The sequence below is a fragment of the Glaciecola sp. KUL10 genome (assembly GCF_003203515.1).
Lineage (GTDB): Bacteria > Pseudomonadota > Gammaproteobacteria > Enterobacterales > Alteromonadaceae > Glaciecola.
Genome location: NZ_BGNG01000010.1, coordinates 53,804 through 67,343, shown reverse-complemented (window position 1 = coordinate 67,343; position 13,540 = coordinate 53,804). Strand labels below are relative to the sequence as shown.

Below are 13,540 nucleotides of genomic sequence, written 5' to 3'. Positions count from 1 at the left end.
CGACAGTGTATTAGTGATACTAAACCATATTTGAGGATAGATGGCGGATCATCAAAAAATAGGCGATTTAACTGAAGCTGAACTGAGAGAGCTCATTCCTCAGCTTCAAGAGTTGACTGAAAAATATAAAAGAGCAGAGAAAATTCAATCTGCTCTTTTCCAAATTAGCGAACTTGCAAGCTCTGCAAGTAATTTGGAGCGCCTCTACAAAACTGTCCACGAAATAGTCTCAGGGTTCATTACCGCCGACAACTTCTATGTTGCTTTTTATGATAAACCAAACGCAAAGGTTGACTTCGCTTATTTTGTTGATCAAAAAGACGAAGACGTTGTTAAAAGTATTCCAATAGAAAAATTATTAAGCGGCATCACTGGCTACATTCTAAAGTCAGGCGATTCTCTTATTGTAACTAAAGAGAATATCGAAGAAATAAAAGCAGATAAAGGTATTACTATTCTTGGAACGCCGCCTGTCGATTTGATTGGTGTTCCTTTAAAACGAAGTGAAGAAGTCATAGGGGCCGTGGTTGTTCAAAGCTATCACGATGCTGTGAGATATAATCACGATGATTTCGAAGTCCTGTCTTTCATATCACAGCATATCGTCACAACCGTCGATCGCGTCAAGAGCAGAGAGCACACCGAGCGCACAATAAGAGAGCGTACAAAACAACTTCGTCGAATTAACGAAGACCTACAAGAGGAAATATTAGAGAGACAAAAGGTTGAAAAGCTTCAACAAGCGCTCTTCCAGATTTCTGAGTTGTCTTCCACCGTCGACGAAGACTTCGAGAGTTTTTATACCAAACTCCACGAAATTCTTGCAGGCCTTATTAGTGCACCTAACTGTTATGTCGCGGTTTTAAACGAAGAAAAAGATGGCTTGCGCTTTCCTTATTTTAGTGACGAAATCAATGAGACTGTTGAAGAACGTAAGCTAAGCTTAGGTCTGAGTGAATATATTATTAGGCGAGGCGAGGCATCGCTAGTCGACAAACATCGTATAGGCGAGTTGGCAAATGAAGGTGAAATAGACCGAAAAGTTGCGGATAACATGCTCAAATATGGCAATTCTTGGCTGGGCTCTCCATTGATGATCGACAATGAAGTCCAAGGCGTGATTGCAGTACAAACGTATGGCAAAGGCCAAGACTATACACAAAAAGACCTCGAAATTTTACGCTTTGTATCTCACCACATAGCAGTGGCAATGGAACGAAGAGCGAGTGCAAGAGCGCTTAAAGAATACAACAAACAACTCAGTGAGAAAGTGCAAGAGCGCACCGAAGAGTTACATGAAACCAATCAGTACCTGAAAAAGCAAATCGAACAACGAAAAGAAATCGAACTCAAGTTGATTCATGATGCGCATCACGATGCCCTCACCGATCTACCAAATCGCGCGATGTTTATGAGCCGTTTGGAGCTAGCAATTGCTAATAAACGGCGTCACCCTGAAAATCAGTTTGCAGTGCTGTTTATCGATCTCGATAGATTTAAAGTCATAAATGACACCTTAGGCCATCATGCTGGAGATGAGTTTTTGGTTGAGGTGGCAAGGCGTGTCGGAATGTGTAAGCGAGGCCATGACTTACTCGCTAGACTTGGCGGCGATGAATTCGTCATTTTGGTTGATAGCTTCACTGATATCAAGGCCATCGAAGAAGTAGCATCACGTGTGATCAGTTCAGTTTCCGCGCCTTTCAAATTAGAAGGCAAAGAAATGTACTCTGGTGCCAGTGTTGGTATTGCACACCTTAATAGTACATATATTACAGCTGAAGAAGTACTACGTGACGCTGACGCGGCGATGTATCAAGCGAAAAGCCTTGGCCGCGGCCGTTACGTTACCTTTGACAAGAGTATGCGTGAGCGCCTTTTAGAAGATATTCAACTAGAGTCTGCATTTAGAAAAGCGCTCAAAGCCAAAGAGTTTGATTGTGTGCTTAAACCAGTTGTTAATTTAACTACTCAAGAAATACTCTATTATGAGTGCGCAATCAACTGGCACCATGCTAGCTTTGGCGATATCAATAAAGAGCAGTTTTGGCAGATTGTTGAGCAATGTGGCTTGACCTTGCAACTCAATCAGTTCTTGCTTGATGGTGCCTGTAAGCTGTTAGCCGAATGGGGCAATGATAAAACAAAAGCCAATGATAGAATCGGCGTGAGTTTGTCTGTGGAGCATTTGATGCAACCGGGATTAATTTCTCAGTTAATCAACTCTGTATCTTCGTGTGGCTTTGAGTCTCATAAATTACTGCTGGCCTTTTCTGAAAGTGCACTGAGTAATCGTTCCCAGTTTATTATTCCTGCTCTTAAGAAACTAAAACGAAACGGCTTTGGCTTAGTATTGGATAACTTTGGAAGCGGCAGTGCATCTTTAAACTTTTTGTTTTCATATCCCTACGATTTAATAAAAATAGATGAGCGTTTCGTTAATTCACTCACCCGCTCTAGTAAAAACTTTAAGTTTATTGAGTCGGTAATTATCGTTGCAAGAAAGTCTGGATTAACCGTGATTGCCGAAGGTATAAACAGCCAGCAAAAACTAGACACGCTAATCGAAATGGGCTGCGAATATGGTGTTGGTGCTTTATTGGGTGAGACAATAGACGTCGAAATCGAAGGCAATTTAGACCAATCACCAAATGACGCTTTATCATCTGATTCTTAGGTGGTCATAGAAGATTCTTTAGATTTGCAATCGCTTGACTGCTTTTTTCTTGCCGTTCTTCTTTAGTCTGCTTTTTCTTAGTCCATTCCCATTCAACATCATCCTGAGGAAGTTCATATAAAAAGCGACTGGGTTCGGGTTCGATTACCTCACCAAACTGACGGCGCTCACGTGCAATACTAAACACAAGCTCTTTTTGGGCGCGTGTAATGCCCACATATGCAAGTCTGCGTTCTTCTTCGATATTATCTTCATCAATGCTACTTTGATGGGGAAGCAAGCCTTCTTCCATGCCGACCATATAAACGTAGGGAAATTCCAAACCTTTTGAAGCATGTAGAGTCATTAGCTGAACCTGATCCGCTTCGGCGTCATCTTCAGACCGTTCCATCATATCTCTCAATATCAAACGGTTGATTATTTCTGGCAAGGTCATTGGAGGATCTAAATCGCCTCCTTTTAGCATATCCGCGATCCAACCAAACAAAGTACTAACGTTTGCCATCGCCATTTCAGCGGCTTTGGGGCTAGTGCTAGTCTCATATAACCACTCTTCATAACCCATCGTTTTAATAAAGTCACGTATCACAGCGATAGTGTCACCTCTTTGTGCGTTGTCAGAAGCTTCAACTACCCACCGTGTAAATTGCTGAACAGACTGTAAAGACTTACCGGTTAAAATAGAGCTGAGCCCATCATGACAAGCCGCTTCGAAAAGCGTCAGTTTATTTGCATTAGAAAAATGCCCTATTTTTTCAAGTGTTGCTCGACCGATACCTCGGCTAGGTGTATTAATTATCCGTAATAAGGCATTGTCATCATCTTGATTAACCAGCAAACGAAGATACGCCATGATATCCTTAACCTCTGAACGCCCAAAAAACGACATACCGCCACTGATTTTGTATGGTATACGGTTGCTCATTAACACCTTCTCAAACAAACGAGATTGATGATTGCCACGGTACAAGAACGCATAGTCTTTATATTGAGTATTGTTCATGAAACGATGAGCCATTAGTTCAGCGACGACTTTTTCAGCCTCATGTTCTTCATTTTTAGCAACGAGTACTTTTAGCTTTTCGCCATAGTCCAATTCGGAAAAAAGCTTTTTATCATACACGTGAGGATTATTTTGAATCAGTATATTGGCGTTGTGTAATATGCGCCCAGAAGAGCGATAATTTTGCTCTAACTTGATGAGTTTTAGTTTCGGAAAGTCGCTTTGCAACAAAACTAAGTTTTGTGGTCTTGCTCCCCGCCAAGAGTAGATAGACTGATCATCATCTCCCACAACGGTAAACCTTGCGCGTTGCCCGACCAGTAACTTGATCAAATCATATTGACTTGTATTAGTGTCTTGATACTCATCAACCAATAAGTATTTGAGCATCATTTGCCACTTTTCTCTGACACTTTCATTGTGCTTCAGTAAAAGAGTGGGCAGCATGATGAGGTCATCAAAATCCATTGCATTATAAGCTTTCATATGAGAAGTGTAACGCTCATAAAACTGCGCATGCTCTGACTGAAGAGCATCTTTCGATTGTACTTTTGCCTGCTCAGGTAATATCAAATCATTCTTCCAATTTGATATTGAACGCACTACTGCCGAAATAGCGTCTTTATCACCATCGTACAGTTCATCACTTAAATCTTTAATCAGAGCAAAAGTATCTTTATCGTCAAATAAAGAGAAGCCAGCTTTGTATCCCAAAACGGTAACGTGTTTTTTAATTATAGATAAGCCAAGGGTATGAAACGTGCTGACTTTTAACCCCCGAGCTTCTTTTTTTCCTAGTGTTTGTCCAACGCGTTCTTTCATTTCGCGCGCAGCTTTATTAGTGAATGTCACCGCTGCTATTTGTGACGCTTTATACCCACACTCTCTCACTAAATAAGCAATCTTATTTGTAATGACGCGTGTTTTACCACTACCCGCACCGGCAAGAACAAGACAAGGACCAGAGACATATTCAACGGCTTGTTGTTGGGCAGGATTAAGGCGCATTTATTCAGTTTCCAATAGAATGAAGATATTAATAGTTGTCAAAAAAGACGCTAGCTATCAGTGCAGCAACAAATTATAACAAACTCAGACAGGACAATGCTTTTTTAATCTGCTTTAATCTAGCTTGAGTGATAAAATCAAACTAGATATGCTTCAACCGAGCTTTATCAGCTAACCGATTAAGAACACAGGATAAAAAATGTTAGATCCAAAAAAACTTGAAGAAATTGCAAAAAACATCTCAGATGCGATCCCACCTGGTCTTAAATCAATGGCTGATGAAGTTGAAACCAAGGTCAAACAAAACCTTCAAACCCAGCTTTCCAAATTAGACTTTGTGACTCGTGAAGAGTTTGATGTACAAAGTCAGGTCTTAATTCGTACTCGCGAAAAGATTGAAGCTTTGGAGGCAAGAATAGCCGCGTTAGAGCCAAAACAAGAAGACAGCGAATAATCATCAGCGCTTTTTAAGGGCTCCAATAACTCGCTGCTATACCAATCGCGATTATCATTCCGATGACGTGATTTTCTAGAAATGCTTTAAAGCAAGCGTCTCTATTTCTTGTCCGTGTCTGAAATGCTTGCTTAACAAACATCAATGCAGCACCCACCAAAGCGATATAAAAAAACAAATTCAATTGCTGCGCCTGGGCAACTATTGCCATCAAGGCAATCGTTCCCCCTTGTAAAAGCGCTATTACAAACAAATCATATCTGCCAAACAATATAGCACTTGATTTTATGCCGACCTTCAAGTCATCTTCTCTATCAACGATTGCATATTGAGTGTCATATGCCACTGTCCAACAAAGGTTTGCGGCGTAGAGTAGCCATATCCATGCCGGTAAAGAGAGCGTGATAGCCATAAACGCCATCGGTATCGCCCAACTAAATGCAGCGCCCAAAAATACTTGAGGTAAATGAGTGTAGCGCTTCATAAAAGGATAAATACTCGCCAGAACCAGTGCTCCTACTGATAGCAGAATCGTTTGCCAATTGAGCATAAGCACCAGCCCAAACGCGATTAGTATCAATAAAGCGAATAATTGAAGCGCTTCTCTTGGCGTAACCTCTCCACTAACAAGAGGGCGTGTTTTTGTGCGTGCCACGCCACCATCAACGTTTCGATCGGCATAATCATTGATGACACAACCTGCACTTCTCATCACAATTACCCCTAACATAAATATCAGTGTTATGTCCCACGGTGGGTAGCCGGAAGAGGCAAGTAGTAAAGCCCACATGGTCGGCCACAATAGCAAGTAAATACCAATTGGCTTATCCGCCCGCATTAAGCGCCAATAGGCACGTCTATTTTTCCATTTTAAGAGTAGCATTAAGCACCAGATCGATAAGCGGGACAGTTTGGTAAGAAAACTTCGGCGACAAGTAAGTGATACGCTTCCATAGTAAAGACTGAACGCCTCGCCCACAATGTCTGTTTTTGTATTGGGTTGATCGGATTACATGCTAATTTAGCGATCTCAAATCCACTTCTAACAAACTGATCGTCATTAAATATGCGCTGTCCTAAGGGCTGAGTACCAAGACCCGCCCATTTAGTAGAGCACAAAAAATCAGGCAGCACAGAACGCGCATATACCCAGGGTTGATTATCTCCATATAAAACAACTTCTCGAATTTGCCACTCGTACTTGTGTAAATCAGGTAAGAGTCTCGCCTCGCTGCTATCTGGCACTAGTTTTTTCTGTCCAATGACTTGTACAGCAAACTGGCTTGAATTGGCCTGAAGGCGTTCGGTTAATGAGCCGGTGTTAAGCAACCAGTCATTTAATAACGACTGCTGGGGTTTGAGTTGCGTAGGATTGACCCAATTTGCACTTAACCCCACAGGAAAACTATATTCTTGAGACAAAAGATTCAGAAAATTGTGATTAAAACCGATAACAAGAAGTCTACCACAGCAAAATAGAAAACCGCAGTTTTGATGCACTAATAAAAGGGCAAAGTAAATGCAATCGACAGCAAGTGATAAAACAACGCCAACAAGCTATATTGAGTTGTTACAAAACACTAAAGCCATGACATTTAAGTTGGCGACACTTTTTTGGTTGATTTTATTAGCGCTTACCGTCAATCACGCCAGTGCCCAAGACGAAGCTGACGCAACGCCTATGATGCCAGCCTATGCTTATGTAGGTATAGAGCCAGACATCATTACCAATTACGCAGGTGATAATGCTAAAAAACTGGGCTACGTAAGAATTACCATCGAAATGATGATTGACGATCCCACTAAAATACCAGATATCGAACATCATATGCCGCTGCTTCGCGCCACCGCTATTGAGGTTATTGGTGCCCAACCAGAAGACAAAATTAAGTCATTAACCGGACGAGAAGATATAAGAAGAACGCTTCTTCAAGCCTTTAAAGACATCATGAAAAAAGAAACAGGTGACGAAGTGATGAAGAACATCATTTTTACTAAATTCTTAAGACAGGGTGGTTAATCTTTATCCACCTTACTATTTTTTTTGGGGTGCCTAAATGAATAATGAGGGCCATCAGACAACCTGACATCAACCCAAATGTGTGTGCTTCATTCGCCATATTAACCCACAAAATTTCGAAGTAACCGATTATCAACCAGCCTAACAAAAAATAAATCACGTTGTTTGGCAATGAAATCAACCAAGTAGGTCGCAAAAACCCTATCCACCATACAAAACCAACAAGTGCGTATACGATGCCTGATAAACCACCAAAATTAGGGCCAGAAACAATTAACTGAGATACATTGGCAAACAAACTGGCAATAAAAAAGAATATGATAATTGCACTGGTGCCAAATGAAATTTCAAGTTGCCTTCCCAACATCCACCACCACACCAAATTAAACGCAATATGCATAAATGAAAAATGCAAAAAGTTAGGGCCAACTAAACGCCACCATTGGTGTGTTTGCAATAGTTCGCCCAAGGGGCGTATTTCCAACAATGCTCCCATTAGCGGTAAATAGCCTAAAAAGCTGACGATGAAAACAAGGCTACAAAGGGCTAATACAATGAAGGTAAACGGCGTGCGTTTAAATTCATAAAGTACTTTTGCACTGCTCGAAGCCTCATTTTCTGCTGCATTGGCATGAGAAGAGATACTGCCTTGCTCCCAAGCACTATCTTGGAACTTTGCTTGATTTGGATTTCGGATGAAATCATTGACTATCGTTATAGCAGCTGGGAGATCACGTTCGTTTACAATAGCTACCTGATATCCAGACGATACTTCTGTGCTCTCAGGCTCGCAGATATTGTCGCTAAAGACCACTTCGCTTTGAATACCGCGACTGCTTAAATAGGATGAAAGCAAATCCGCCGCTGTTGACGCTTTGAAACTGATCAGTACTTTAGACACGAAGTATTAAATCTCACCTGATTCAAATTCATAGTTACCACGCCAAGCTTCAAAGCCACCGTCCATGCTATACACCTCTTCAAACCCTTGATGCAACATGTATTGGGCCGCTTGCTGCGAACTAATCCCATGATAACAACACACCACCACCGGTGTTTCAAAGTCGTTATCATTGATAAACTGTTGAATAGAGCCATTAGTTAGGTGAAATGCACCAGGTATTCGACCTGAGGCAAATGATTGTTCATCCCTGATATCAACCACTTTTATGCTGTTTTCGTCCAAACGCTTTTTAGTATCTTGCGGTGATATATGTGCAAACTGTTCCATGAAGGCTCCCAATCCGAGTGACGCGTATCAGCTATTAATATTTGCTTATAATAGCTGAAATTGGGACTGAGGGCATGAATATCAAGCTATTAAGACTGCCAATCGAGAATTACTTTTCCTGATTGACCAGAGCCCATTGTTTCAAACCCTCTTAAATATTCGTCAACAGAATATTCGTGCGTAATGATGGGGCTAAGATCGAGCCCGCTTTGTAGCAAACTAACCATTTTGTACCACGTCTCAAACATCTCGCGCCCATAGACACCTTTAATTGTCAGGCCTTTAAATATCACCTGGTTCCAATCTACAGCTACATCTTGTGGGGGAATACCCAGCATGGCAACTTTGCCGCCGTGATTCATCTTGTCTAACATATCCCTAAAGGCCACGGGTACACCTGACATTTCTAAACCAATATCAAAACCTTCAGTCATGCCAAGCTCATTCATGACATCTTTTAGATCTTCTGACATCACGTTGACCGCGCGAGTTGCCCCCATTTTACGAGCTAAATCAAGACGGTATTCGTTAATATCAGTAATCACAACATGCCTTGCACCGACGTGCTTTGCAACCGCAGCTGCCATGATACCAATTGGGCCAGCACCTGTTATTAAAACGTCTTCGCCCACTAAATCAAATGAAAGCGCAGTGTGAACAGCGTTGCCAAAGGGGTCAAAAATGGCGGCCATTTGGTCTGAAATATTATCGGGGATTTTAAACGCATTGAATGCAGGAATAACCAAATATTCTGCAAACGCACCTTGTCGATTAACACCTACACCCGTTGTATTTCGGCAAAGGTGTCTTCGCCCTGCTCGGCAGTTTCGACAGTGACCACAGGTGATATGGCCTTCACCCGATACCCTGTCACCGATTGAAAAACCAGCCACTTCTTGGCCAATCTCTAATACTTCTCCAACATACTCGTGACCCACTATCATCGGCACAGGAATCGTTTGCTGAGACCATTCATCCCAGTTGAAGATATGCATATCGGTACCACAAATAGCGGTTTTGCGAATTTTGATCAACAAGTCATTGGGACCAATCGTTGGCACCGGGTTATCAACCATCCAAATGCCTTTTTCAGACTTGAGTTTGGATAAGGACTTCATTGATGATTGATGCTTATTCATAACGCCCATTAGATCACTCCTAGCTCTTTGCCCACTTCAATAAATGCATCAACGGCTTGGTCGATATGCGCGATGGTATGCGCCGCAGACATCTGCGTGCGAATACGGGCCTTGCCTTTTGGTACAACTGGGAAAGAGAAACCAACGACGTAGATGCCACGCTCGAGCATTTTTTCAGCCATGACGCTTGCCAATTTAGCATCGCCCAACATCACTGGAATAATTGCGTGATCTTTGCCCGAGAGAGTAAAACCAGCCGCTTCCATTCGACTTCTAAAGTGCTGACTATTTCGAATCAAGGTGGCGCGTAATTCGTCTCCATCTGTAAGCATATCAAACACTTTTAAAGACGCAGAAACAATCGGCGGCGCAACTGAGTTTGAGAAAAGGTAAGGGCGTGAACGCTGTCTAAGCCAATCTATGACTTCCTTTTTACCAGAGGTGTAACCACCTGACGCTCCACCTAACGCTTTGCCTAGTGTTCCAGTCAAGATATCGACGCGTCCCATCACATCACAATACTCGTGGCTGCCTCGCCCTTGTTCGCCGACAAACCCGGTTGCATGACAATCATCTACCATTACCATGGCATCGTACTTATCAGCTAAATCGCAAATACCTTTTAAATCTGCAATCACACCGTCCATCGAAAACACACCGTCAGTAGCAATCAATTTAAACCGCGCACCGTCTTCATTGGCCTTAATAAGTTGCTCTTCTAAGGCTTGCATATTGTTACTGTCATAGCGATAACGCTTTGCTTTACTCAAACGCACACCATCGATGATACTTGCGTGGTTAAGGCTATCTGAAATCACTGCATCTTCTGGTTCAAGTACCGTTTCAAACAACCCGCCGTTTGCATCAAAGCAAGAAGGATAAAGAATAGTGTCTTCTGTGCCTAAGAATTCGCTAATTTTTTGCTCTAGTTGCTTATGGATATCTTGCGTACCACAGATAAATCGAACCGACGCCACCCCAAAGCCATGAGACTCCAACCCCTGTTTGGCCGCTTCAATCAAATCCGGATGATTCGCTAAGCCCAAGTAATTGTTTGCACAAAAGTTCAGTACATCTTGCGTTTTCGAAACAGTAATATCGGCACTTTGTTGAGAGGTAATTACGCGCTCTTGCTTATAAAGGCCATCCTGTTTGGTGGCGTCTATTTTTGATTGAAGATGTGCAATAAAACTTGAAGACATACTGGGTTCTCTTTTTTGTTGATGGCAAATATTGGCTATATAAAATAAGTGAGGAGTCTAGCATCCATCACTATTTTTTGACTTACACGGAGTATAGTTTAAGGCTCGCTGCCATTCACTTGATTGTAAAGAAATATTAACAGTATCTAAATGGGTGTAGACTCAAGCTGAGCGATTTTTATGAAATTGCACTTTCAATATTTATGCATTATATTTAACTCATAAGAACCTAATGAATTTAATATAATGCATAAACAAAGCGACTTACTGAAAAGTTTAGGCGAACTGATCAAATCCAAAAGAGCGATATCGATGGACCAAACAGAATTTGCAGCTCGTTTGGGTATAAGCAGGCGAACAGTTTCTGCAATAGAAAATGGAAAACCCGTCGTTTCCACTTCGCTGTTTATGGCGCTTGAACATTTCGGTTTGCTTGATGATATCGGTGAAGTTGTCACAGCTTTACAGAAGCAAATAGGAACAACAAAACAACGAAAACAAAGAAAACCACCCAAAGTATTATCAAATGATTTCTGAAGCTTATGTGTATATTGATGGCATTGAAGAGCGCCCTGTTATTTGTGGGGTCGTGCGTATTAATATCAAAGAAGCTTATGGAGAATTCCGATACGGCTTATCATATCTTTCAAGAGCCGATGCATTTGCGCTAGATCCAATAAGACTTCCCTTAAATGATTCGGTGTTTTCTATTCATAGTCGTTCTGGACTTTTTAATGTATTACTAGATGCCGGTCCAGATTCGTGGGGAGAAAAAGTAATTCTTTCAACTCATGACACCACACCGAACAACAAACTTGAAATGCTTTTAGCTGGTTCTGGAATGGGAGCAGGCGCGCTTGTTTTTAGCCTTTCGCGAGCCCATTGCAAGCGAAAAAAAAGCCGAAATACGGTAGGGGATTTATCGGTACTTTTACGTGCCAAAGACGCAATTTTAAATGATGAAGAAATCCCTAACGAAGCGAAAAAAGCATTTCAATACGGCGCAAGCATGGGCGGAGCAAGACCCAAAACACTCATTGATGACGAGAACAAAAACTACCTGGTTAAATTCAATCGACAAGATGACCTATTTAATGTTGCAAAAGTAGAGCATGCATCAATGAACTTGCTGCGACAAGCTGATTGTAAGGTTTCAGTGACCAAGGTAATGCCAACGCCAACTGACCATCTATTAATGGTGGAAAGGTTTGATAGAATCAAGCATCGTCCGAAGTGCCATTATATGAGTGCCAATACCATTTTTAATAAAGCCAAAGTTAGCGAAGCTGACCTTTCTCGAGACTACTCATATGGGGCAATTGCAGAATTCATTATGAAATATGGTGCACGACCCGAGGATGCTCATGAATTATTTAAACGCATGGTTTTTAATGTGCTGATTGGCAATACTGATGACCACGCAAGGAATCATGCTTTTCTTTACGATTTTGACCAACAAGGTTGGCTCTTATCGCCAGCTTATGATGTCTTACCGATAAATAATCAAAGACAACATGGCATCGGTATTGGTGAATACGGTCGTTTAGGCACGATTGAGAATATCATGAGCCAATGCACTCGCTTTGGCTTAAAAAACAAAAAAGCATCAACGATCGTGAATGACATCAGCGAAATAGTGGATGAATGGAAACCAGCTTTTATAGCTGACGGTGTAGGAGAAGGTGATATAAGGCGCCTAGATTCAATTGTTAATCGTATTAAGTAGTTTTTCTAGCATTTTGATAACTCGTGCCTCGTCTATACGACTCATCAAGTCACTGCCTTTGGCTCGGATCCCCCACTTTAAAGAAGTCCAAGGTTTATGATGCTGCTCTTCGATACATTCATCATACACGCTTATGGTATGTTCAAGGCTCAAATAAGGCCCTGTTCGCAGCGGGTTACTATGTGCGTATAGTCCAAGTACTGGCGTATTAACCGTTGTTGCCATATGCGCAGGGCCGGTATCAGGCGCAACGACTAAACTTGCTTTCGCCAAAACCTGTAGCATTTGTTTTAAAGTGGTTTTACCGACTAAGTTCAAATCAATATGCCCGTTGATTGCCAAAATCTGATCAGATATCAGCTTATCAAGTGGGCCTGGACCACCGCATAAGACAACCTTGTATCCCAATTCGGATGCGCGAGCTGCAACTGTTGCGTAACCTTGAGCATGCCAATTTCGCTCTGCTTTTGATGCTGCCGGACTAATTACAATGAACTTTCCCAGTGCATTAAGCTGCTCATCAACCCACTGTTTATCGTCTTCAGAAATGGGAATATTCCAAGACGGTTGATAACGTGTCGTATTTGGATGTTTTTCAAGTTTTGCCACATCCATTTCAAAAAACAGCTTATCCGCAAATCCCATAAAGCCCTCAAGCACATGACCATGTGTTTGCTTTGCAATGTATTCATTCACAAATAATCGATGCCCTTCTTTACTGCGCTCCCAGTCAAACCCGATTCGGCGCTTAGCATTGACAACTAACGAAAGTAAATTTGCTCTAAGTGCTACCTGCATCAAAAACAAAGCATCAAATTTGCGCCCAGCCAGTTGGTCTTTGACTTTCTGTTTCGCTGCTTTACCGCCTTTTTTGTCATAGACAATAAATTCAACATTCGGTAAGCCTTTTAATAATTGATATTCAACTTTACCGATTATCCAAGTGATTTTCACCTGAGGTAGGCGGGAACAGATCTCATTGACCATTGCAGCTGCGTGGCATACATCACCAATCGCAGAAAGGCGTAAAATACAAAGTTGATAGCTTGAAGTCACGTTAAGTTAAATCCGATGGCGATA

Annotated in this window: 13 protein-coding genes; 5 read left to right on the top strand and 8 right to left on the bottom strand. The window is 41.8% G+C overall.

Annotated elements, in window-relative coordinates:
• Positions 1–40: 40 nt before the first annotated feature.
• The gene (locus tag KUL10_RS15265) at positions 41–2,677 is read left to right on the top strand and encodes an EAL domain-containing protein (protein ID WP_110429812.1); all 2,637 of its coding nucleotides are present in this window, start codon (positions 41–43) and stop codon (positions 2,675–2,677) included.
• 4 nt (positions 2,678–2,681) lie between these two features.
• Here the strand turns inward: KUL10_RS15265 and rep are convergent, their stop codons facing one another.
• Positions 2,682–4,688, bottom strand: coding sequence for a DNA helicase Rep (gene rep, locus KUL10_RS15260; protein ID WP_110429811.1), 2,007 nt, complete (start codon positions 4,686–4,688; stop codon positions 2,682–2,684).
• Positions 4,689–4,887: 199 nt separating this feature from the next.
• Between rep and KUL10_RS15255 the strand changes: the two genes are divergently transcribed.
• Positions 4,888–5,142 (top strand): accessory factor UbiK family protein, encoded by a 255-nt coding sequence (locus KUL10_RS15255; RefSeq protein WP_110429810.1) that lies wholly within the window; start codon positions 4,888–4,890, stop codon positions 5,140–5,142.
• A 13-nt stretch (positions 5,143–5,155) separates the two neighbouring features.
• On the opposite strand, the gene ubiA is transcribed toward KUL10_RS15255, so the two are convergent.
• On the bottom strand, positions 5,156–6,025 hold the full coding sequence (gene ubiA / locus KUL10_RS15250) for a 4-hydroxybenzoate octaprenyltransferase (RefSeq protein ID WP_110429809.1): 870 nt from the start codon (positions 6,023–6,025) through the stop codon (positions 5,156–5,158).
• On the bottom strand, positions 6,025–6,564 hold the full coding sequence (locus KUL10_RS15245) for a chorismate lyase (RefSeq protein ID WP_110429808.1): 540 nt from the start codon (positions 6,562–6,564) through the stop codon (positions 6,025–6,027). The genes ubiA and KUL10_RS15245 overlap by 1 nt, the downstream gene beginning before the upstream one ends.
• Positions 6,565–6,730: 166 nt before the next feature.
• Between KUL10_RS15245 and KUL10_RS15240 the strand changes: the two genes are divergently transcribed.
• The gene (locus KUL10_RS15240) at positions 6,731–7,162 is read left to right on the top strand and encodes a flagellar basal body-associated protein FliL (RefSeq protein WP_110429859.1); all 432 of its coding nucleotides are present in this window, start codon (positions 6,731–6,733) and stop codon (positions 7,160–7,162) included.
• Here the strand turns inward: KUL10_RS15240 and KUL10_RS15235 are convergent.
• From KUL10_RS15235 to kbl, 4 genes are all read right to left on the bottom strand, one after another.
• Complete coding sequence (locus KUL10_RS15235) at positions 7,137–8,063, bottom strand: rhomboid family intramembrane serine protease (protein ID WP_110429807.1); 927 nt, start codon at positions 8,061–8,063, stop codon at positions 7,137–7,139. The two genes, KUL10_RS15240 and KUL10_RS15235, sit on opposite strands and share 26 nt — an antisense overlap.
• A 6-nt stretch (positions 8,064–8,069) precedes the next feature.
• Entirely contained in the window at positions 8,070–8,393 is a 324-nt protein-coding gene (gene glpE, locus KUL10_RS15230) for a thiosulfate sulfurtransferase GlpE (protein WP_110429806.1), read from the bottom strand.
• A gap of 89 nt (positions 8,394–8,482) precedes the next feature.
• Positions 8,483–9,511: an L-threonine 3-dehydrogenase gene (tdh, locus tag KUL10_RS15225; RefSeq protein WP_110429858.1), complete on the bottom strand. Its 1,029-nt coding sequence runs from the start codon at positions 9,509–9,511 to the stop codon at positions 8,483–8,485.
• Between the two features lie 29 nt (positions 9,512–9,540).
• A complete protein-coding gene (gene kbl / locus KUL10_RS15220; RefSeq protein WP_110429805.1) occupies positions 9,541–10,734 on the bottom strand; it encodes a glycine C-acetyltransferase in 1,194 nt (397 codons plus the stop codon).
• Between the two features lie 246 nt (positions 10,735–10,980).
• On the opposite strand from kbl, the gene KUL10_RS15215 reads away from it, so the two are divergent.
• Positions 10,981–11,271 carry a helix-turn-helix transcriptional regulator gene (locus KUL10_RS15215; RefSeq protein ID WP_110429804.1) on the top strand — a complete coding sequence of 97 codons (291 nt, stop codon included), beginning with the start codon at positions 10,981–10,983 and terminating at the stop codon, positions 11,269–11,271.
• On the top strand, positions 11,261–12,460 hold the full coding sequence (locus tag KUL10_RS15210; protein ID WP_110429803.1) for a type II toxin-antitoxin system HipA family toxin: 1,200 nt from the start codon (positions 11,261–11,263) through the stop codon (positions 12,458–12,460). Before KUL10_RS15215 ends, KUL10_RS15210 begins: the two co-directional genes overlap by 11 nt.
• On the opposite strand, the gene KUL10_RS15205 is transcribed toward KUL10_RS15210, so the two are convergent.
• The gene (locus tag KUL10_RS15205; protein WP_110429802.1) at positions 12,437–13,516 is read right to left on the bottom strand and encodes a glycosyltransferase family 9 protein; all 1,080 of its coding nucleotides are present in this window, start codon (positions 13,514–13,516) and stop codon (positions 12,437–12,439) included. The two genes, KUL10_RS15210 and KUL10_RS15205, sit on opposite strands and share 24 nt — an antisense overlap.
• Positions 13,517–13,540 lie beyond the last annotated feature (24 nt).